Source organism: Streptomyces sp. NBC_00045 (genome assembly GCF_045041095.1).
GTDB lineage: Bacteria > Actinomycetota > Actinomycetes > Streptomycetales > Streptomycetaceae > Streptomyces.
Genome location: NZ_CP108271.1, coordinates 4,555,747 through 4,577,596, shown reverse-complemented (window position 1 = coordinate 4,577,596; position 21,850 = coordinate 4,555,747). Strand labels below are relative to the sequence as shown.

16 protein-coding genes and 3 rRNA genes are annotated in these 21,850 nt (G+C 67.9%); 2 read left to right on the top strand and 17 right to left on the bottom strand.

From position 1 onward, the window contains the following. Nucleotides 1-36: 36 nt before the first annotated feature. From OHA65_RS21475 to OHA65_RS21425, 11 genes are all read right to left on the bottom strand, one after another. Nucleotides 37-1,026 (bottom strand): lysophospholipid acyltransferase family protein, encoded by a 990-nt coding sequence (locus OHA65_RS21475; protein WP_327284730.1) that lies wholly within the window; start codon nucleotides 1,024-1,026, stop codon nucleotides 37-39. Next, nucleotides 1,026-2,105 (bottom strand): NAD-dependent epimerase/dehydratase family protein, encoded by a 1,080-nt coding sequence (locus OHA65_RS21470; RefSeq protein WP_327284729.1) that lies wholly within the window; start codon nucleotides 2,103-2,105, stop codon nucleotides 1,026-1,028. The genes OHA65_RS21475 and OHA65_RS21470 overlap by 1 nt, the downstream gene beginning before the upstream one ends. A 92-nt stretch (nucleotides 2,106-2,197) precedes the next feature. After that, complete coding sequence (locus OHA65_RS21465) at nucleotides 2,198-2,296, bottom strand: 30S ribosomal protein bS22 (RefSeq protein WP_003948845.1); 99 nt, start codon at nucleotides 2,294-2,296, stop codon at nucleotides 2,198-2,200. Between the two features lie 121 nt (nucleotides 2,297-2,417). Beyond that, a complete protein-coding gene (locus OHA65_RS21460; RefSeq protein ID WP_159044166.1) occupies nucleotides 2,418-2,627 on the bottom strand; it encodes a helix-turn-helix domain-containing protein in 210 nt (69 codons plus the stop codon). A 115-nt stretch (nucleotides 2,628-2,742) separates the two neighbouring features. After that, entirely contained in the window at nucleotides 2,743-3,573 is an 831-nt protein-coding gene (locus OHA65_RS21455) for a phosphatase (RefSeq protein ID WP_327284728.1), read from the bottom strand. A gap of 91 nt (nucleotides 3,574-3,664) precedes the next feature. Beyond that, the gene (locus OHA65_RS21450) at nucleotides 3,665-4,834 is read right to left on the bottom strand and encodes an acetoin utilization protein AcuC (protein ID WP_327284727.1); all 1,170 of its coding nucleotides are present in this window, start codon (nucleotides 4,832-4,834) and stop codon (nucleotides 3,665-3,667) included. Beyond that, complete coding sequence (locus OHA65_RS21445; protein WP_327284726.1) at nucleotides 4,785-6,002, bottom strand: MFS transporter; 1,218 nt, start codon at nucleotides 6,000-6,002, stop codon at nucleotides 4,785-4,787. Before OHA65_RS21445 ends, OHA65_RS21450 begins: the two co-directional genes overlap by 50 nt. A 43-nt stretch (nucleotides 6,003-6,045) precedes the next feature. Then, entirely contained in the window at nucleotides 6,046-6,699 is a 654-nt protein-coding gene (locus OHA65_RS21440; RefSeq protein WP_405762299.1) for an HAD family hydrolase, read from the bottom strand. Nucleotides 6,700-6,895: 196 nt separating this feature from the next. Beyond that, nucleotides 6,896-7,012 (bottom strand): 5S ribosomal RNA (gene rrf / locus OHA65_RS21435). A 77-nt stretch (nucleotides 7,013-7,089) separates the two neighbouring features. Then, nucleotides 7,090-10,212: ribosomal RNA gene (locus OHA65_RS21430) — 23S ribosomal RNA — on the bottom strand. Nucleotides 10,213-10,494: 282 nt separating this feature from the next. Continuing rightward, nucleotides 10,495-12,018, bottom strand: a 16S ribosomal RNA gene (locus OHA65_RS21425). The 16S, 23S and 5S rRNA genes sit together here, the layout of an rRNA operon. Before the next feature lie 856 nt (nucleotides 12,019-12,874). Between OHA65_RS21425 and trpS the strand changes: the two genes are divergently transcribed. After that, nucleotides 12,875-13,876 (top strand): tryptophan--tRNA ligase, encoded by a 1,002-nt coding sequence (gene trpS, locus OHA65_RS21420; RefSeq protein WP_328763340.1) that lies wholly within the window; start codon nucleotides 12,875-12,877, stop codon nucleotides 13,874-13,876. 126 nt (nucleotides 13,877-14,002) lie between these two features. Here the strand turns inward: trpS and proC are convergent, their stop codons facing one another. The 5 genes from proC to OHA65_RS21395 form a co-directional block, all read right to left on the bottom strand. Beyond that, the gene (proC, locus tag OHA65_RS21415) at nucleotides 14,003-14,812 is read right to left on the bottom strand and encodes a pyrroline-5-carboxylate reductase (protein WP_327284722.1); all 810 of its coding nucleotides are present in this window, start codon (nucleotides 14,810-14,812) and stop codon (nucleotides 14,003-14,005) included. 91 nt (nucleotides 14,813-14,903) lie between these two features. Beyond that, nucleotides 14,904-15,659: an ABC transporter permease gene (locus tag OHA65_RS21410; protein ID WP_328763339.1), complete on the bottom strand. Its 756-nt coding sequence runs from the start codon at nucleotides 15,657-15,659 to the stop codon at nucleotides 14,904-14,906. Continuing rightward, a complete protein-coding gene (locus tag OHA65_RS21405) occupies nucleotides 15,656-16,504 on the bottom strand; it encodes an ABC transporter ATP-binding protein (RefSeq protein ID WP_327284720.1) in 849 nt (282 codons plus the stop codon). The genes OHA65_RS21410 and OHA65_RS21405 overlap by 4 nt, the downstream gene beginning before the upstream one ends. 56 nt (nucleotides 16,505-16,560) lie before the next feature. Then, nucleotides 16,561-17,106, bottom strand: coding sequence for a hypothetical protein (locus OHA65_RS21400; protein WP_371644412.1), 546 nt, complete (start codon nucleotides 17,104-17,106; stop codon nucleotides 16,561-16,563). Between the two features lie 99 nt (nucleotides 17,107-17,205). Continuing rightward, entirely contained in the window at nucleotides 17,206-17,508 is a 303-nt protein-coding gene (locus OHA65_RS21395; RefSeq protein WP_328763338.1) for a peptidase, read from the bottom strand. Between the two features lie 107 nt (nucleotides 17,509-17,615). Between OHA65_RS21395 and OHA65_RS21390 the strand changes: the two genes are divergently transcribed. Continuing rightward, entirely contained in the window at nucleotides 17,616-19,787 is a 2,172-nt protein-coding gene (locus tag OHA65_RS21390) for a serine/threonine-protein kinase (RefSeq protein ID WP_405762296.1), read from the top strand. A gap of 138 nt (nucleotides 19,788-19,925) precedes the next feature. On the opposite strand, the gene ilvD is transcribed toward OHA65_RS21390, so the two are convergent. Then, on the bottom strand, nucleotides 19,926-21,773 hold the full coding sequence (ilvD, locus tag OHA65_RS21385) for a dihydroxy-acid dehydratase (protein ID WP_327284717.1): 1,848 nt from the start codon (nucleotides 21,771-21,773) through the stop codon (nucleotides 19,926-19,928). Nucleotides 21,774-21,850 lie beyond the last annotated feature (77 nt).

The following is a 21,850-nucleotide window of genomic DNA, read 5'->3' as shown; positions in this document are numbered from 1 at the left end:
CCCGACCGGGGCTGGGGGCCTACGCATTGGAACGGCTCAGAAGAACACGGACCGGCGCTGCACCAGCAGTTTGTACAGCGTGTGCTGGATCTGTTCGCGGACCTCGTCCGTCAGGTTGAACATCAGCATCGGGTCCTCCGCCGCCTCCGGCGGATACCCGTCCGTCGCGATCGGCTCGCCGAACTGGATCGTCCACTTCGTCGGCAACGGCACCGCACCCAACGGCCCCAGCCACGGGAACGTCGGCGTGATCGGGAAGTACGGGATCCCCAGCAGCCGCGCCACCGTCTTGGCGTTGCCGACCATCGGGTAGATCTCCTCCGCGCCCACGATCGAGCACGGCACGATCGGTGTCCCCGCCCGCAGCGCCGTCGACACGAACCCGCCGCGCCCGAACCGCTGGAGCTTGTACCGGTCTCCGAACGGCTTCCCTATCCCCTTGAAGCCCTCCGGCATCACCCCGACCAGTTCCCCGGCCTCCAGGAGCCGCTGCGCGTCCTCCGAGCACGCCAGCGTGTGCCCGGCCTTGCGCGCCAGCTCGTTCACCACCGGCAGCATGAACACCAGGTCCGCCGCCAGCAGTCGCAGGTGCCGCTGAGCCGGGTGGTGGTCGTGGACCGCCACTTGCATCATCAGCCCGTCCAGCGGCAGCGTCCCGGAGTGGTTCGCCACGATCAGCGCCCCGCCCTCGGCCGGGATGTTCTCGATGCCCTTGACCTCGACCCGGAAGTACTTGTCGAACAGCGGCCGCATCAAGGACATCAGGACCTGGTCCGTCAGCTCCTCGTCGTAGCCGAACTCGTCGACCTCGTAGTCCCCGGTGACCCGCCGCCTGAGGAACGCCAGGCCGCCGGCGATCTTGCGGTCCCAAGCGGCCCCGCCGGACTCCACGGGGGGCTGCGGCACGGCCGGCTCCACGGCGTCCACCACCGGCTCCGGAGCGGGCACCGCCCGTACTCTCCGGGTCGCGGCGCCCCGCCGGCGCGGCCGGTCCTCGTCGAACGGAATGACCTTGGCGTCCGCCACTATCGCTGCGCTCCCTCATCGGCTCCGACAACCCCGACGTCCGGGCCGTCCACGTTCAGCACGGACGCGACCCGGTCGACAGCCTGCCCGACGCGCTCCGGCGGCAGCAGCCCGTTCCCGCGGCTGCGCGCGAAGTCGGCGAAGGCCTCGGCGGTCGTGTACATCGGCTTGAATCCCAGCACCTCCCGCATCTGGGACGTCTCCACGACGCGCCCGTGCGTGAGGAGTCTGATCTGCTCCGGCGAGAAATCGGTGACTCCCACCGCCCGCAGCGCCGACCCCACCCATGTCACCGCGGGCAGTAGCAGCGGCACGGTCGGCCGCCCCAGCCGGCGCGCGCACTGCGACAGCAGCAGCACCCCGTCGCCCGCGATGTTGAACGTACCGCTGTTCAGCGTCCCGGGCTGGGGCTCCCCGGCCGCCAGCCGCAACACGTCCAGCACGTCGTCCTCGTGGACGAACTGCAGCCGCGGGTCGTACCCCAGCACCGTCGGCATCACGGGCATCGAGAAGTACTCGGCGAGCGCGGAGTCCGCGTACGGTCCCAGGATGTTCGCGAAGCGCAGCACGCACACCGCCACGTCGGGCCGCCTGCGCGCGAAGCCCCGTACGTACGACTCGACCTCGACGGCGTCCTTCGCGAAGCCGCCCGCCGGCAGCGACTTGGATTGGGTGGTCTCCGTGAAAACGGCCGGATCCCGCGATGCGCCCCCGTATACGTACGTGCTCGACTTCACCACCAGCCGCCGTACCGTCGGCGACTTCTGGCAGGCCCCCAGAAGCTGCATCGTCCCGATGACGTTGGTCTCCTTGACGGCACTTCCCGCGCCGCCCGGACCCGCCCCGCTCCCGGTCACGGCGAGGTGGACCACCGTGTCCACGGCGTGCTCGGCGAGCACCCGGGCGATGGACGACTGCCTGATGTCCGTACGGACGAACTCCGCCGACCCCAGCCGGTGCGCCGGCGCCACCGCGTCGACCGCGATGACCCGATCGACCTCAGGATCACGCTGGACGCGCCGCACGAAGCGGCCCCCCAGCTGCCGGGCTGCCCCGGTAACGAGCACGACCTTCCCCACGAGCTCAGCGCCTTCCTCGTCGTCCCCCGGCTACACCGCAGCCCCTCCACCAGAATGGTGGAGGGGCTGCGGAGAACACGTACAGCTGCCGTTTACTTCTTGTTACGGCGCTGGACGCGGGTGCGCTTGAGCAGCTTGCGGTGCTTCTTCTTGGCCATCCGCTTGCGCCGCTTCTTGATAACAGAGCCCACGACTACCCTCGCTCACTTCTTCTTCACTGGTGCGGGGCGTCTGGGCCCACACGACCTACGTCGGCCTAGCCTACCCGCCCGAGCTCCGAGCTTGTAATCCGAGGGACACCGCGGGTCAATCTCAAGCCGTCTCCACCCCCACGTAGGAGTCTCGGAGGTACTCGTGAACCGCGTTCTCGGGGACCCGGAAGGACCGGCCCACCCGGATTGCGGGCAGATGGCCGTTGTGCACCAGGCGGTACACGGTCATCTTCGACACTCGCATCACCGAGGCGACCTCCGCCACGGTCAGGAACGCAACCTCGATAAGAGGCCTCTCGCCAGCAGCCATGACACACCTTGACCTTCCGCGCATGACGGGGCACCGGCTTCCCCTCCGGTTACTCCTCGTCGTCGCACGCTCACTCCCCAGAGTAGGGGCGTGTGATACGAGTGGGGAAGAGGAGCTACGGCCACTCCTGCGCACCCGGCAGTCTCGCCCGATCGAGTACATACCGAATGAGCGGTCTGTAGTAGTCCGCGTGCACCGCGTCATCAAGCGGAACGACCGCCGCCACGCGCCCCTCAGCCTCGCCGACGAACAGAGCCGGGTCGTCCGTATCCGCCAGCCCGATCGCCTCCACACCGAGCTGACCTGCGCCGCAGACCCACCCGTGATCCCCGACCACCAATTCCGGCAACGGCCCTCCAGCCTCCGCGAGCGCCCCGAGCGCGATCCGAACCGGCAGGGGTGAATGGGTGTGCGCGCCGGTGGCACTCCCGGGAGGGCGCGCGCCGGGTTCCCGCACCAACGCGACTCCCCGTACGTAATCGATGCTGTGCCTGCGTACGCCGAACCGGGTCGCCATGTCGACATCGGCCCCCTTCGCCGGGGTGAGCACATCACATCCCGCCGCCGACAGGGACCGCGCCAAACTGGCGTAGAACTCCAGGAGACGGTGCGGATGCCCCGTCCCGAACATCACGGGCGACCGCGCCCCGGCCGCCTCCCGCAATCGCTCCGCGAACGCCTCCAACCCCGCCAACGTCCGCTCCGGATCGATCACGTCCGGCCCTCTGACGTGCGCAGGATCCGCCGAGACCCCGCACTTCTCCGCCATCAGCCCCAGCAGGTCACCCTCGCCCCAGCCCCACTCCGGATCCAGCCCCAGCAGCACCCGAGGATCCCGCGCGGCGAACAGCCGGTAGCTGCGCAGGCTCTCCTCCCGCGAGGTGGCGACGGGCCCGGCCAACCGGGCGGCCAGCAGATGCGCACGCAACGCGCCGGTGCTCAACACCCTCCGATGCTGCCGCACCAGACCTGGCGGAGCATCAATTCCGGCGAACCGCCCCACAGTTGGCGTAACGATGCTTCTCCGCATCCAGGCTTTACGTGAGCAAGCCACGCAACGGGAACACCGCCCGCCGGGTCGCCAGAACGGCCTGATCGATCCGGTCGGCCGGATCGTAGCCCGCCTCCCAGTCCCGCCACGCGACCGTCCGCCCGTCCGTCATCCGGGCCGGCGCCGGCTGCCGCGTCCGCGCGTACACCTCGTCCCGCCACGCGTCCGGCACCGGCGACTGCGGATCGACCGGACGGTGCGCCGCGATCCCCACCAGGTGCGTCCACGACCGCGGTACGACGTCCACGACCGCGTACCCGCCGCCGCCCAGAGCCACCCACCGGCCGCCCGCGTACTCGTGCGCCAGCCGGTGACAGGCCTCCTGCACCGCCCGCTGCGCGTCCAACGACACCGCGAGGTGTGCCAGCGGGTCCTCGACATGCGTATCCGCCCCGTGCTGCGTCACCAGCACCTGCGGCCGGAAATCGGCCAGCAGCTCCGGCACCGTCGCGTGAAAGGCCCGCAGCCATCCCTCGTCCGCGGTCCCGGCCGGCAGCGCCACGTTCACCGCCGAACCCTCCGCGGCCGGCCCGCCCGTCTCCTCCGGCCAGCCCGTCTGCGGGAACAGCGTCCGCGGATGTTCGTGCAGGGAGATCGTCAGCACGCGCGGGTCGTCCCAGAACGCCGCCTGGACCCCGTCCCCGTGGTGCACGTCCACATCCACGTACGCGACCCGCTCGGCCCCCAGCTCCAGCAGCCGCGCGATCGCCAGCGCCGCGTCGTTGTACACGCAGAACCCGGCCGCCCCGCCCGGCATCGCATGGTGCAGCCCGCCCGCGAAGTTCACCGCGTGCTCGGCCTCCCCCCGCCAGACCGCCTCCGCCGCCGCCACCGACTGCCCCGCGATCAGCGCCGAAGCCTCGTGCATCCCGTGGAACGCCGGATCGTCCATCGTCCCCAGCCCGTACGACCCGTCGGCCACCCCCGGATCCGCGGACACCTCGCGCACCGCGGCCACGTAGTCCTCCCGGTGGACCAGCCGCAGCGTGGAGTCCCCCGCCGCGCGGGCCGCCCGTACCTCCATCTCCCGGTCCAGCCCGAAGGCGCGCACCAGGCCCATGGTCAGCGCCAGGCGCACCGGGTCCATCGGATGGCTCGGTCCGAAGTCATACCTCGTTACCGCCTCGTCCCACATCAACAACCCGCGGCCGCTCATGCCCGACACCGTATCGGGCGCCCTCCGCGCCGAACGAACGGGCGTGGAAGAGCGTCACCAGGACCAGCGCCATCGGCACGAGCATCGCCCCCCGGTAGCTCCAGGCGTCCCCGATCCCGCCGACGAGCGGCGATCCGACCAAGAAGCCCACGTAGTTGAAGATGTTCAGCCGCGCGACGGCCGTATCGGAGGATCCGGGGAAAAGACGCCCCGCCGCCGCAAAGGTCTGCGGCACGATCACGCACAACCCGATCCCCAGCAGCGTGAAACCGAACATCCCCGCCCATGCGCCGGGAGCCGCCGCCACCACCGCGAACCCGCCGGCCGCGACCAGCGTCCCGATCCGCACGACGGACACCGCCCCGAAACGCCGCACGCCCAGGTCCCCGACGGCCCGCCCGACCAGCGTCGTCACCATGTACACGTTGTACGGAACCGTCGCCAGCTGCTCCGAGCTCCCCAGCACGTCCTGCAGGTACTTGGCGCTCCAGTTCGAGACGGTCGAATCCCCGATGTACGCACACGCCATCACCAGGCACAGCGGCAGCAGCAGCTTGAACCCGCCGGCTCCCAGCCCCTTCTCGGCCGCCTCGTCCCCCACGCCGGGCCGCCCGACGTAGGACCGGCTCCCGTACAACGCGAGCGGCAACAGCACGACCACCGCCGGCAGGTACGAGGTGAACAGCGACAGGTGCCAGTGCGCCCCCGCCCACGCGGCGGACGCCCCGACGATCCCGCCCAGGCTGTACGCGGCATGGAAGCCGAGCATGATGCTGCGCCCGTACGCACGCTGGAGGCTGACGCCCAGCATGTTCATCGACGCGTCGAGCGCACCGACGGACAGCCCGAACGCCCCCAGGGCCAGCGCCGCGTGCCACATCCGGCTGCCGGCCCCGACGCCCAGCAGGGCGAGCAGGACCAGCGGCTGCGCCCACCTCAGTACGGTGGCGGGCCCGACCCGCTTCACCAGGTGCTCGGTGGCGACGCTGGACACCCCGGCGAGGATCGGCACGGCCGCGAGGAAGGCGGGCAGCAGCCCGTCGGATATCCCGTACCGGTCCTGGATGGCGGGGATCCGCGTCACGAGGAGGGCGAAGGTCACGCCCTGCACGAAGAAGCTGAACCCCAGGGAGCCCCTGCCCCGGCGCAGCCGTACGTCTTCTGTCATGGCGGCACAGCGTAGGCCTGCGGGCTACCCGTGGGTAGAGAGATCACACGGGGAGTTCCAGAAGCCCCGTCAGCTCCTTCATGTGCCCGAAGAACCCGGTGGCCCCGGCCAGCCGCTCGGCGGGCATCATCCCGGTGAACCCGTACACGTCCATCCCGGCGGCGACGGCGGCCCGCACCCCGAGCGGGCTGTCCTCGATCACCACGCACCGCGAGGGATCGACGCCCATGGCCCGGGCCGCGTGCAGGAACAGATCGGGAGCGGGCTTCCCCTTCCCCACGTCCTGGGAACTGAAGATCCACTCCTCCTCGAACCATGCGCCGAGCCCGGCCGCCCGGTGTCCGACACGGATCCGTTCGTGGCTCCCGGATGAGGCCAGGCAGTACGGCATCCCGTGCGCGGTGAGGGCGTCGAGGACGTCCACGACACCGGCGACGGGCGTCAGCTCCCGCTCGAACGCGGCGAAGGTCCGTGCGTGCAGAACGTCATCGAACTCGGCGGGAAGCCGCTCCCCGGTCCGCTCGAAGACGAGATCGTGCACCCGGTGCACGGCGGCTCCCATGTAGTCGCGGAGCGAGTCCTCGTACGAGGTGGGATGCCCCAGCTCGGTCAGGTACCCGGCCAGAATGCCGTTGGCGACCGGCTCGCTGTCCACCAGCACGCCGTCGTTGTCGAAGATGACGAGGTCATAGCCCATGCCCCAAACCTAAAGGCTCCGTCCCCCCGACGTGGATACGCTGGCCGCGGCACCCCCCAGGAAGTCCCCGACCTCGTGGTCAAGGGCTACCCCGCCGACTGGTGAAGCCGGGACTGCGACGCACTGCGCGGGGCGAGTGTCCCTGAAACGCAGAAAAGCCCCGCACCAGAAGGTGCGGGGCTTTCCCACAATGATTGTTCGGCGGCGTCCTACTCTCCCACAGGGTCCCCCCTGCAGTACCATCGGCGCTGAAAGGCTTAGCTTCCGGGTTCGGAATGTAACCGGGCGTTTCCCTAACGCTATGACCACCGAAACACTATGAAATTTGAACGCTGGCTAAAATCACAGCTGTTCGTTATTTCAGAACTAACACAGTGGACGCGAGCAACTGAGGACAAGCCCTCGGCCTATTAGTACCAGTCAGCTCCACCCGTTACCGGGCTTCCACATCTGGCCTATCAACCCAGTCGTCTACTGGGAGCCTTACCCTCTCAAGGAGGTGGGAATACTCATCTTGAAGCAGGCTTCCCGCTTAGATGCTTTCAGCGGTTATCCCTCCCGAACGTAGCCAACCAGCCATGCCCTTGGCAGGACAACTGGCACACCAGAGGTTCGTCCGTCCCGGTCCTCTCGTACTAGGGACAGCCCTTCTCAATATTCCTACGCGCACAGCGGATAGGGACCGAACTGTCTCACGACGTTCTAAACCCAGCTCGCGTACCGCTTTAATGGGCGAACAGCCCAACCCTTGGGACCGACTCCAGCCCCAGGATGCGACGAGCCGACATCGAGGTGCCAAACCATCCCGTCGATATGGACTCTTGGGGAAGATCAGCCTGTTATCCCCGGGGTACCTTTTATCCGTTGAGCGACGGCGCTTCCACAAGCCACCGCCGGATCACTAGTCCCGACTTTCGTCCCTGCTCGACCCGTCGGTCTCACAGTCAAGCTCCCTTGTGCACTTACACTCAACACCTGATTGCCAACCAGGCTGAGGGAACCTTTGGGCGCCTCCGTTACCCTTTGGGAGGCAACCGCCCCAGTTAAACTACCCATCAGACACTGTCCCTGATCCGGATCACGGACCGAGGTTAGACATCCAGCACGACCAGAGTGGTATTTCAACGGCGACTCCACAACCACTGGCGTGGCTGCTTCAAAGTCTCCCACCTATCCTACACAAGCCGAACCGAACACCAATATCAAACTGTAGTAAAGGTCCCGGGGTCTTTCCGTCCTGCTGCGCGAAACGAGCATCTTTACTCGTAGTGCAATTTCACCGGGCCTATGGTTGAGACAGTCGAGAAGTCGTTACGCCATTCGTGCAGGTCGGAACTTACCCGACAAGGAATTTCGCTACCTTAGGATGGTTATAGTTACCACCGCCGTTTACTGGCGCTTAAGTTCTCAGCTTCGCACACCCGAAAGTGCACTAACCGGTCCCCTTAACGTTCCAGCACCGGGCAGGCGTCAGTCCGTATACATCGCCTTACGGCTTCGCACGGACCTGTGTTTTTAGTAAACAGTCGCTTCTCGCTGGTCTCTGCGGCCACCCCCAGCTCACGGAGCAAGTCCGATCACCAGTGATGGCCCCCCTTCTCCCGAAGTTACGGGGGCATTTTGCCGAGTTCCTTAACCATAGTTCACCCGAACGCCTCGGTATTCTCTACCTGACCACCTGAGTCGGTTTAGGGTACGGGCCGCCATGAAACTCGCTAGAGGCTTTTCTCGACAGCATAGGATCATCCACTTCACCACAATCGGCTCGGCATCAGGTCTCAGCCTTAATGAGGGACGGATTTGCCTACCCCTCGGCCTACACCCTTACCCCGGGACAACCACCGCCCGGGCTGGACTACCTTCCTGCGTCACCCCATCGCTTACCTACTACAAGTCTGGTTCGTCGGCTCCACCACTTTCCTTTCCCCGAAGGGTCCGGAACGGCTTCACGGACTTAGCATCGCCTGATTCGATATTGGGCGTTTCAAAGCGGGTACCGGAATATCAACCGGTTGTCCATCGACTACGCCTGTCGGCCTCGCCTTAGGTCCCGACTTACCCTGGGCAGATCAGCTTGACCCAGGAACCCTTAGTCAATCGGCGCACACGTTTCTCACGTGTGTATCGCTACTCATGCCTGCATTCTCACTCGTGAACCGTCCACAACTAGCTTCCGCTGCTGCTTCACCCGGCACACGACGCTCCCCTACCCATCACAGCGGGCGTTGGCCCTATTGCTGCAATGACACGACTTCGGCGGTACGCTTGAGCCCCGCTACATTGTCGGCGCGGAATCACTTGACCAGTGAGCTATTACGCACTCTTTCAAGGGTGGCTGCTTCTAAGCCAACCTCCTGGTTGTCTCTGCGACTCCACATCCTTTCCCACTTAGCGTACGCTTAGGGGCCTTAGTCGATGCTCTGGGCTGTTTCCCTCTCGACCATGGAGCTTATCCCCCACAGTCTCACTGCCGTGCTCTCACTTACCGGCATTCGGAGTTTGGCTAAGGTCAGTAACCCGGTAGGGCCCATCGCCTATCCAGTGCTCTACCTCCGGCAAGAAACACACGACGCTGCACCTAAATGCATTTCGGGGAGAACCAGCTATCACGGAGTTTGATTGGCCTTTCACCCCTAACCACAGGTCATCCCCCAGGTTTTCAACCCTGGTGGGTTCGGTCCTCCACGAAGTCTTACCTCCGCTTCAACCTGCCCATGGCTAGATCACTCCGCTTCGGGTCTAGAGCGTGCAACTCAATCGCCCTATTCGGACTCGCTTTCGCTACGGCTTCCCCACACGGGTTAACCTCGCTACACACCGCTAACTCGCAGGCTCATTCTTCAAAAGGCACGCAGTCACGACTGTATGTGCAAGCACATACAGCGACGCTCCCACGGCTTGTAGGCACACGGTTTCAGGTACTATTTCACTCCGCTCCCGCGGTACTTTTCACCATTCCCTCACGGTACTATCCGCTATCGGTCACCAGGGAATATTTAGGCTTAGCGGGTGGTCCCGCCAGATTCACACGGGATTTCTCGGGCCCCGTGCTACTTGGGAGATTCTTAAGCAAGCCGCTGATGTTTCGTCTACGGGGGTCTTACCCTCTACGCCGGACCTTTCGCATGTCCTTCGACTACATCAACGGTTTCTGACTCGCCGACCGGCCGGCAGACCGATCAAAAGAATTCCCACAACCCCGCATGCGCAACCCCTGCCGGGTATCACACGCATACGGTTTGGCCTCATCCGGTTTCGCTCGCCACTACTCCCGGAATCACGGTTGTTTTCTCTTCCTGAGGGTACTGAGATGTTTCACTTCCCCTCGTTCCCTCCACACTGCCTATGTGTTCAGCAGTGGGTGACAGCCCATGACGACTGCCGGGTTTCCCCATTCGGACACCCCCGGATCAAAGCTCAGTTGGCAGCTCCCCGGGGCCTATCGCGGCCTCTCACGTCCTTCATCGGTTCCTGGTGCCAAGGCATCCACCGTGCGCCCTTAAAAACTTGGCCACAGATGCTCGCGTCCACTGTGTAGTTCTCAAACAACGACCAGCCACCCATCACCCCACCAGACAAGCTGGCGAGTTCACTGGGGCCGGCACTGAAGACATGACCTTACGGCCGTACCTTCAGGACCCAACAACGTGCCAAGCACGATCCCCTCCACTTCACTGTGTTCCACGCCGAAGCAGTACTTACAGAGAGTTTTGGAAACCGTGCCAACTAATCAACGTTCCACCCATGAGCTGACCGTGCAGAACGTTTGTCTGCAATCGGTGCTGTGCTCCTTAGAAAGGAGGTGATCCAGCCGCACCTTCCGGTACGGCTACCTTGTTACGACTTCGTCCCAATCGCCAGTCCCACCTTCGACAGCTCCCTCCCTTACGGGTTGGGCCACCGGCTTCGGGTGTTACCGACTTTCGTGACGTGACGGGCGGTGTGTACAAGGCCCGGGAACGTATTCACCGCAGCAATGCTGATCTGCGATTACTAGCAACTCCGACTTCATGGGGTCGAGTTGCAGACCCCAATCCGAACTGAGACCGGCTTTTTGAGATTCGCTCCACCTCACGGTATCGCAGCTCATTGTACCGGCCATTGTAGCACGTGTGCAGCCCAAGACATAAGGGGCATGATGACTTGACGTCGTCCCCACCTTCCTCCGAGTTGACCCCGGCGGTCTCCTGTGAGTCCCCATCACCCCGAAGGGCATGCTGGCAACACAGGACAAGGGTTGCGCTCGTTGCGGGACTTAACCCAACATCTCACGACACGAGCTGACGACAGCCATGCACCACCTGTATACCGACCACAAGGGGGCACTATCTCTAATGCTTTCCGGTATATGTCAAGCCTTGGTAAGGTTCTTCGCGTTGCGTCGAATTAAGCCACATGCTCCGCTGCTTGTGCGGGCCCCCGTCAATTCCTTTGAGTTTTAGCCTTGCGGCCGTACTCCCCAGGCGGGGAACTTAATGCGTTAGCTGCGGCACCGACGACGTGGAATGTCGCCAACACCTAGTTCCCAACGTTTACGGCGTGGACTACCAGGGTATCTAATCCTGTTCGCTCCCCACGCTTTCGCTCCTCAGCGTCAGTAATGGCCCAGAGATCCGCCTTCGCCACCGGTGTTCCTCCTGATATCTGCGCATTTCACCGCTACACCAGGAATTCCGATCTCCCCTACCACACTCTAGCTAGCCCGTATCGAATGCAGACCCGAGGTTAAGCCTCGGGCTTTCACATCCGACGTGACAAGCCGCCTACGAGCTCTTTACGCCCAATAATTCCGGACAACGCTTGCGCCCTACGTATTACCGCGGCTGCTGGCACGTAGTTAGCCGGCGCTTCTTCTGCAGGTACCGTCACTTTCGCTTCTTCCCTGCTGAAAGAGGTTTACAACCCGAAGGCCGTCATCCCTCACGCGGCGTCGCTGCATCAGGCTTTCGCCCATTGTGCAATATTCCCCACTGCTGCCTCCCGTAGGAGTCTGGGCCGTGTCTCAGTCCCAGTGTGGCCGGTCGCCCTCTCAGGCCGGCTACCCGTCGTCGCCTTGGTGGGCCATTACCCCACCAACAAGCTGATAGGCCGCGGGCTCATCCTTCACCGCCGGAGCTTTTAACCCCCACCCATGCAGGCAGGAGTATTATCCGGTATTAGACCCCGTTTCCAGGGCTTGTCCCAGAGTGAAGGGCAGATTGCCCACGTGTTACTCACCCGTTCGCCACTAATCCACCCCGAAGGGCTTCATCGTTCGACTTGCATGTGTTAAGCACGCCGCCAGCGTTCGTCCTGAGCCAGGATCAAACTCTCCATGAATGTTTACCCGTAATCGGGTGCACACGCACTTAGAGCGGGACGATCATGTCGGAATAAGACCGACCGTCCACTGCGTCCTCGCTGTGTTGTTGCCTGCCCCGAAAGACAGGACTTTTTCAAAGGAACCTCATCCACCGAAATGGACGGGGTATCAACTTCTGGCGTTGATTTTTGGCACGCTGTTGAGTTCTCAAGGAACGGACGCTTCCTTTGTACTCACCCTCTCGGGCTTTCCTCCGGGCTTTCGTTCTTCGTTCTTGCGTTTCCGACTCTATCAGAGTCAGTCCTGCTCGCTTTCCAGATCCTTCGCTTTCGCGTTTTCCCTTTCCGGCGATTCCGACTCTATCAGATCCTTTCGGGCCTGACTCCCAGTCAGCGGGTTGTGCTGCTTGGGCTGTTGGGCCCTTGCGGCGAGTGAGACAGTAGCGGATTCCTTGCCCCCGAACCTAATCGGGGGCCGCGTCCTTGGACACGGATTCCTCATTCGCAAATACGCATGAAAACGAGACGACACAGTGCGTCGTTCGTTCGAATGTGTTGGTGCGGGATGGCTGTCCGGGGACCGACCGGAGTCGGCGCTCACGTCGGACAACTCGAAGAACCTTACGGATCTCGGACTCGTGTGTCAACTCCAGGACAGGCACCGCCCTGAAGGGCTAGCCTGAGGCCCATGACTACGCATGCGCTCATGCTCAGCCTTTGCTGGTGGGCCGCCTGACGGCGGCCGACCTTCACGCGAGCACGCATGCGCTCACGGCCGCCGCTACGGCGGCCGTTCTTGTTTCTCCCCTCCCGGGAGTGGCTCGGCCGCCCGCAGCGGCGGTCCCGACACCAGCCACGGACAGGGAGACAGGACATGACGACGAGGATCTTCAGCGGGATCAAGCCGACCGGGCATCTGACGCTGGGGAACTACCTGGGGGCCATCCGGCAGTGGGTCGCCGCCGACCAGGAGCCGGACGAGGCACTGTTCTGCGTCGTCGACCTCCATGCCCTGACCGTCGAGCACGATCCGGCGCGGGTGCGCCGGCTGAGCAGGCAGGTGGCGACGCTGTTCCTCGCCTCCGGGCTCGACCCGGAGAAATGCACCCTGTTCATGCAGAGCCACGTCGACGAACACACCCGGCTGTCGTACGTACTGGAATGCACCGCCACCGACGGTGAGCTGCGGCGGATGATCCAGTACAAGGAGAAGTCCGCGCGGGCGCAGACGACCGGGGAGGGTGTGCGGCTTTCGCTGCTGACGTATCCGGTGCTCATGGCCGCCGACATCCTGGCGTACGGGACCGCGGAGGTCCCGGTGGGTGAGGACCAGCGGCAGCACGTGGAGCTGGCCCGGGATCTGGCGGTGCGGTTCAACCAGCGGTACGGGCACACCTTCACCGTGCCGAAGGTGACGCTCCCGAAGGTGGCCGCGCGGGTGATGGACCTTCAGGACCCGACGTCGAAGATGGGGAAGTCCGGCGGGGCGGGGCCCGGGGTGGTGTTCATGCTGGACGAGCCCGAGGTGATCCGGAAGAAGGTCATGCGGGCCGTGACCGACAGCGGGGACGGCGGGGTCGTCTACGACCGGGAGGCACGGCCGGGAGTGGCGAACCTGCTGGACGTGCTGGCCGCGTGCACCGGCGGGGAGCCGGGCGCGCTCGCGGACGAGTACAGCGGGTACGGGGCACTGAAGCGGGACGTCGCCGATGCGGTGGTGGAGGTGCTGCGGCCGGTGCGGGAGCGGCATGCCGAGCTGGCGGCCGATCCGGCGGCGGTGGAGAAGGTGCTGCGGGAGGGGGCCGGGCGGGCGCGGGCGCTGGCGCGGCCCCACGTGGACCGGGCGTACCGGGCGATCGGGCTGCTGGAGCCCTGAGCCCCGCCCGGGATTCCGGGCCCGAGTCCCGGGCCCGGTACCCGGCCCAGTCCTGGGCCCGGCCGGCTGCCCGGCCCGGCCCCGGCCGCGGCTCGTACCTCCGTACGGGCCGTGGCCGGGGCCGTGTCAGCTGTTGCCGGAGGCGAGTTCGCGGCTGCGGTCGCGGGCTGCTTCGAGGGCTGCGATCAGGGCGGCCCGTACGCCGTGCCGTTCGAGTTCGACGATCGCGTTGATGGTGGTGCCGGCCGGGGAGGTGACGGCCTCGCGGAGCTTGACCGGGTGCTCGCCGCTGTCGCGGAGCATCACGGCGGCGCCGATGGCGGCCTGGACGATGAGGTCGTGGGCCTGGGCGCGGGGCAGGCCGAGGAGGATGCCGGCGTCGGTCATCGCCTCGACCAGGAAGTAGAAGTACGCGGGCCCGGAGCCGGAGAGGGCGGTGGCGGCGTCCTGCTGGGACTCGGGGACGCGCAGGGTCTTGCCGACGCCGCCGAAGATCTCCTCGGTGTGGGCGAGGTGCCCGGCGGTGGCGTGGCTGCCGGCCGAGATGACGGACATGGCCTCGTCGACGAGGGCGGGGGTGTTCGTCATGACGCGGACGACGGGGGTGCCGGAGGCGAGCCGCTCCTCGAAGAAGGAGGTGGGGATGCCGGCGGCGCCGCTGATGACCAGGCGGTCGGCGGGGACGTGCGGGGCGAGCTCCTCCAGGAGCTTGCCCATGTCCTGCGGCTTGACGGTGAGGATGAGGGTGTCGGCGCGCTTGGCGGCCTCGGCGTTGCTGACGGCCTCGACGCCGTAGCGGGAGCGGAGCTCCTCGGCGCGTTCCGGGCGGCGGGCGGTGACGAGGAGTTTGGAGGCGGGCCAGCCGCCGCGGATCATCCCGCTGAGCAGGGCCTCGCCGATCTTGCCGGTACCGAGGACTGCGACTGTCTGGGTCATGCCCGATTCACCTCGCCGAACGAACCTTCAGGACGTACGTCCTCATCCTTGCACCCGGGCGCGCCATGACGAGGGGATGTCCGCTCCGTGGTCAGGGGGTGCGGCGGCGGAGGGTGGCCGCGCCGAGGGCGAGGACGAGCAGCGCGCAGGCGGCGACGATCACGGCGTCGCGGACGAAGTCGGCGGTCATGTCGGTGTGGGTGAGGACCTGGGTCATGCCGTCGACGGCGTAGGACATGGGCAGCGCGTTCGAGATGCCTTCGAGGACGGGCTGCATGGTGTCGCGTGCGGCGAAGAGCCCGCAGAGCAGCAGCTGGGGGAAGATCACGGCCGGCATGAACTGGACGGCCTGGAACTCGCTGGCGGCGAAGGCCGAGACGAACAGGCCGAGGGCGGTGCCGAGCAGGGCGTCGAGGAGGGCGACGAGCAGGAGCAGCCAGGGCGATCCGACGACGTCGAGGCCGAGGAGCCACAGGGCGAGGCCGGTGGCGAGGAGGGACTGGACGACGGCGACGGCTCCGAAGGCGAGGGCGTAGCCGCCGATGAGGTCGCCCTTGCCGAGCGGCATGGCGAGGAGGCGTTCGAGGGTGCCGGAGGTGCGTTCGCGCAGGGTGGCGATCGAGGTCACCAGGAACATGGTGATGAGGGGGAAGATCCCGAGGAGGGACGCGCCGATGCTGTCGAAGGTGCGCGGGCTCCCGTCGAAGACGAAGCGCAGCAGCGTCAGCATCAGTACGGGGACCAGCAGCATCAGCGCGATGGAGCGCGGGTCGTGGCGCAGCTGGCGCAGGACGCGGGCCGCGGTGGCGGCGGTGCGGGCGCCGCTGATGGCGGAGGTGGCGGTCATCGGCTCTGCTCCTGGACTGCGGCGGCGGGTGCCGCGGCGGGTGCGGCGGTGGCGTTGGCCTCGTCGACGAGGCGGAGGAAGCCCTCTTCGACGGTGGCGGAGTGCGTACGGGTGCGCAGTGCGTCGGGGGTGTCCTGGGCGAGGATGCGGCCCTCGCGCATGAGGAGCAGGTCGTGGCAGCGCTCGGCCTCGTCCATGACGTGGGAGGAGACGAGGATCGTGGCGCCGCGGGTGGTGGCGATGTCGTGGAAGAGGTTCCACAGGTCGCGGCGCAGGACGGGGTCGAGGCCGACGGTGGGTTCGTCGAGGACGAGGAGTTCGGGGGCGCCGAGGAGTGCGACGGCGAGGGAGACGCGGCTGCGCTGGCCGCCGGAGAGGTTCCCGGCGAGTGCGGTGGCGTGGGTGGTGAGGTCGACGTCGGCGATGGCGCGGGTGACGGTGTCGCGGCGGCGGTCGGCGGCGGCGCGGCCAGGGTCGAGGACGGCGGCGAAGTAGTCGAGGTTCTGCCGGACGGTGAGGTCGTCGTAGACGGAGGGGGCCTGGGTGACGTAGCCGATGCGGGAGCGGAGCTCGGGGTGGCCGGCGGGGCGGCCGAGGACGTCGAGGGTGCCGGTGACGTGTGCCTGGGTGCCGACGACGGCGCGCATGAGGGTGGATTTGCCGCAGCCGGAGGGGCCGAGGAGGCCGGTGATGCGGCCGCGGGGGACGTCGAAGGCGATGCCGTCGATGACGGTGCGGGGGGTGCGGCCGGTGCCGCGGCGGACGGTGAGGCCGCGGGCGTGGACGGCGGCGGCGGTGGCCTCCGCCGGGGCCGTGACGGCTCCCCGCTCTCGATTATTCATCATGTGATGAATAATGCTCCTGGCGGTGCCGGGGCGTCAATCACCGGGAGGGACGAGGCCTACTTCTTCCGCTTGGGGCGGCGCGCGGCCGGATTGCCCGTACGGGTGCTGCGGCGGCGGGCGAATTCGGCGGTGGCGCGCTCGTACTCGGCGCGGCGGAGCCGTTCACCGGGGGCTTCGGCGAAGCAGCGCAGGAAGTACGCGATGAGGGAGCCGATGAAACCGATCGTCTTCAGGCCCTTGAGGGCGGCCTCGTCGGAGGAGGGGGCCGGCCGGCGCTTGTAGGAGTCCCAGGTCTTCACGAAGGCGATGGAACTGGCGATCGCGAAGAGGACGACGACGGAGATGCTGAGGAACGGGCCGACGTCGCCGATCTCCAGGCCCTCGTAGGAGAGGCGGAGCAGTACGGCCGCGGCCACCGCGGTGATGAGCGAGCCGGCGGCCATGGCGACGCGGCGCAGGGCGTAGCCGCCGTCGTGGTCCACCCAGGTGGTGCCGAAGAACCGGATCGGCTCGGGCTGGGGCCCCGCGGCCGCCGCAGGAACCCGCGCGGCCGGCTGGGCCGGCTCGGCGGGGGTCTGGTCTCGCTGGTCGTCGTCGCTCACACCGGCGATTATCCCCCGCCGGGCCTGCCGCGCCGGGGTCGTCTCACGTGTCAGACGGGGGCCCTGCGCACGGCCGGGGCGCGGCCGCCGCGGGCGGTGTCAGCCGCAGCGGGAGGTGACGTAGCCGTCGCTGCCGGTCTTCACGTACGCGTCGGACACGAACTCGCCGTTGCCGATGCAGTCCCAGAGATCGGTCGTGCCGTACGGGCCCGAGACGTTGGTGCCCTCGGACTGGCAGCGGATCCCGACGGACGCGCCGTACGGCAGGACGCTCACGATCGCGTAGTTGGTGCCGGGGCCGCTGCGGACGTTCACCCGGTAGCCCGGCGCGACCGGGAACGTCGGGAATCCGGAGCCCGAGTCAACGCTCTGGACTTGGCTGGAATCGTTCTCCACCGACATGCGAAATCTCCCCCCGTGGATGTTGCCGTGCGCAACTCGCGCAGGGTAGCAGGACCTTTGGAGATTCGTACGGCGCATCGACTAGGCTCCGGCGGGGGTGGTGAGCGGTGCATTCGCTGCGCGCGGACTACGTGGGCTTTCCGGAGTACGCCGGGCAGTACCGGCTCGAATCGGTGCTCGGCTCCGGCGGGATGGGCGTGGTCCACCTCGCCACCTCCGGATCGGGGCTGAAACTCGCCGTCAAGATCGTTCATGCCGAGCACGCGGTCGATCCGGAGTTCCGTGCCCGGTTCCGGCAGGAGGTCGGCGCCGCCCGGCGGGTGAGCGGAGCGTTCACCGCGCCCGTCGTGGATGCCGATCCGGATGCCGAGCGGCCCTGGATGGCCACCCTGTTCATCGACGCCCCGACGCTTTCGGAGCGCGTACGGGAGCGCGTGCTGGACCCCGCCGAACTGGCCCGGCTCGCCGCCGGGCTGGCGGAGGCCCTGCGGGACATCCACCGGGCGGGCGTCGTCCACCGCGACCTGAAGCCCAGCAACGTCCTGATGGCCCCCGACGGGGTGCGCGTCATCGACTTCGGCATCTCGCGGCCGGCGGACAGCGACCTGCGGACCGAGACCGGCAAGCTGATCGGCACGCCGCCGTACATGGCGCCGGAGCAGTTCCAGCGGCCGCGGGAGGTGGGCACGGCCGCGGACGTCTTCGCGCTGGGGGCCGTCCTCGTCCATGCGGCGACGGGGCACGGGCCGTTCGACTCCGACAGCCACTACCTCGTGGCGTACCAGGTCGTGCACAGCGAGCCCGACCTGACCGGGCTGCCGCGGGAGCTCGTACCGCTCGTCGCACGGTGCCTGGCGAAGGAGCCGACCGACCGGCCCACCGCGGAGCAGCTGATCGCGGAGATGCGGGCGGTGGCGTACCCGACCTCCGAGGACACGCAGAGCTTCGTTCCGCGGCCGCGGCCGCCGGTCGAGGCGAAGGCCGCGGCCGAGGAGCCCACCCACCGGCGGGACCGTGTCGCGCCCGCGGGCGCCGGCGGCGGGCGGCGCGGCCGGGTGCTCCTGGCGGCCGGGCTCGGGCTGCTGCTGGCGGTCGCGGCGGGCGGCGGCTACCTGCTGTTCGCGTCCGACGCGGGAGGCGGCCCGGGACGGCTCGCCGCGGAGAAGTCCGGCCACGGCGCGCCGTCACCGCAGCCCTTCGTGCCGTGGGCGGTCCCGCTGGGCGGACGAGGGCCGGTACAGGGGCAGGCCCAGGGGACCGTCGCCTGCTCCTGGCAGGGCGCGGCCCTGTACTGCTCGGGCGCGGGGCTGGCCGTGGCCCGGCTCAGCCCGGCGGACGGAGCGGTGATGTGGTCCGTCCCGGCGAACGCCCCCGCCGGCACCCGGACCGCGAAGGACGCCCCCTTGTACGCGGGCGGGCTCGTCCTCGCGGTGGCGCAGGGCAGCGAGCTGCTCCAGGCCCGGGACCCGGCCACGGGCGAGGAGCGCTGGCGGCGCGGCCTGCCGGGTGGGGCGCACATCGTCCCGGCCGGCGCGCTGGTGCTGGCCGTCGCGGCGAACGGGAGCGTCACCGCGCTCGACGCGGCGACCGGAGCCCCGCGCTGGACCAAGCAGATCGGCGGCCTGGGCTCCGTGTGGTGGAGCGGCTCGGAGGAGTCCGGCGACCCGGCGGGACCGGTGGGACCGGTGTACGTGGTGACGCCGGACGGCGACGGCAGGTCGACGCAGCTCATGGCCGTGGACCCGGCGAACGGTTCGACCCACTGGCAGATGCGCACCGCCGGGCTGCTCCAGCCCGCCGGCGTGGCGCAGGGCGGGATCTACCTGCTGGACAACGACGTGCAGACGAAGACGGACGCGGTCGTGCGGGTGGATCTGGGCACGCGCGCCGTGAAGCGGGTGCAGCTGGCGACACCGCTCTACCAGGCACAGGCATCGGTGGGCCCGGACGGGGTGGTGTACGCGTTCGGCGCCTCGGGCGGGCTGGCGGCGATCGGTGCGGCCAGGGAGGAGTGGCGGCTGGAGACGGGCCTGGCCGTCGCGTCCCGGCCGGTGTTCGCCGACGGGCGGGTCTACCTGACGGCCCCCGACGGGCGGCTCCTGGCGGTCGATGCGCGGACGGGTCGCCCGGCGGGACAGACCGAGCCGCGGATGTCCTCCGGCCAGAGCACGTTCGCCGCGTCCTTGCCGGCGCCGGTGGTCGTCGCCGGCCGGGTCTACGCGTCGGCCCCGGACGGCTCGGTCTTCGCCGCGGACGCGTCTGCCCCGGCGACCTGGTGACGCCCGGCTCCCGGCCGGGCCCGGAGTCGGCGGAGCCCCGCCGGGGTTTCCCGGCGGGGCTCCGCACTCGCTCGTGCTGCTGACGGCCGACGGCTGACGGAGTCCGGCGTCAGCCGGCGTCCCGACCGCGTCCGCGTGTCAGAGGCGGCTGACGTCGCGCACCGCGCCCTTGTCGGCGCTCGTGGCCATCGCCGCGTAGGCGCGCAGGGCCGCCGAGACCTTGCGCTCGCGGTCCTTCGGGGCGTAGACGCCGTTCAGGGCGGCGTGCCGGGCGGCCAGCGTGGCCTCGTCGACCAGGAGCTCGATCGACCGGTTCGGGATGTCGATCCGGATCCGGTCGCCGTCCTCGACGACGGCGATGGTGCCGCCCGAGGCCGCCTCGGGGGAGGCGTGGCCGATGGACAGGCCCGAGGTACCCCCGGAGAAACGGCCGTCCGTCACCAGGGCGCAGACCTTGCCGAGGCCGCGGCCCTTGAGGAAGGACGTCGGGTAGAGCATCTCCTGCATGCCGGGTCCGCCGCGCGGGCCCTCGTAGCGGATGACGACGACGTCGCCCGGCTGGATCTCCTTGCGGAGGATCTTGTCGACGGCCTCGTCCTGCGACTCGCAGACGACGGCCGGCCCCTCGAAGGTCCAGATCGACTCGTCGACGCCCGCGGTCTTCACGACACACCCGTCGGCGGCGATGTTGCCGCGCAGCACGGCGAGGCCGCCGTCCTTGGAGTACGCGTGCTGCACGGAGCGGATGCAGCCGCCCTCGGCGTCGAGGTCGAGGGTCTCCCAGCGCTCGGACTGGGAGAAGGCGGTGGCGGAGCGCTTGCAGCCGGGGGCCGCGTGCCACAGCTCCATGGCCTCCTCGCTCGCCGTCCCGGAGCGGGCGTCCCAGTTCGCGAGCCAGTCCTCCAGGCCCTTGGAGTGGACCGTGGTGACGTCCTTGTTCAGGAGCCCGCCGCGGTGCAGCTCGCCGAGGATGGCGGGGATGCCGCCGGCGCGGTGGACGTCCTCCATGTAGTACGTGCCGCCGGGCGCCACGTTCGGGGCGACCTTGGCCAGGCACGGGACGCGGCGCGAGACCTCGTCGATGTCGGTGAGGTCGTAGTCCAGGCCCGCCTCCTGCGCGGCGGCCAGCAGGTGCAGGATCGTGTTCGTGGAGCCGCCCATGGCGATGTCGAGGGCCATGGCGTTCTCGAAGGCCTGGCGGGTGGCGATGTTGCGCGGCAGGAGGGACTCGTCGCCGTCCTCGTAGTACCGCTTGGTGATCTCCACGACCGTCCGGCCGGCGTTCTCGTACAGGGCGCGGCGGGCGGTGTGCGTGGCGAGGACGGATCCGTTGCCGGGGAGGGCCAGGCCGATGGCCTCGGCGAGGCAGTTCATCGAGTTGGCGGTGAACATGCCACTACAGGAACCGCAGGTCGGGCAGGCGTTCTCCTCGATGCGCAGGATGTCCGCGTCCGAGATGTTCTCGTTGGAGGCGTCGACCATGGCGTCGATCAGGTCGAGCTTGCGGACGGTGCCGTCCACCAGCGTCGCCTGGCCGGCCTCCATCGGGCCGCCGGACACGAAGACGACCGGGATGTTGAGGCGCATGGCGGCCATCAGCATACCGGGGGTGATCTTGTCGCAGTTGGAGATGCAGATCAGAGCGTCGGCGCAGTGCGCCTCCACCATGTACTCCACGCTGTCCGCGATGAGGTCGCGGGAGGGCAGGGAGTACAGCATGCCCGCGTGGCCCATGGCGATGCCGTCGTCGACGGCGATCGTGTTGAACTCGCGCGGGATCGCACCGGCCGCACGGATGGCGTCGGAGACGATCCGGCCGACCGGGGCCAGGTGCGTGTGTCCGGGGACGAACTCCGTGAAGGAGTTGGCGACCGCGATGATCGGCTTCCCGATGTCCTCGCTCGCTACGCCCGACGCACGCATAAGGGCGCGCGCGCCCGCCATGTTGCGGCCGTGGGTGACGGTGCGGGACCTCAGCTCGGGCATCGGGTTCACTCCCCATGAGTGCGGTGGCGCGGGGCGCCTGCCGCGACTGTACGACTGTGGATATGGCTCGGTTACGA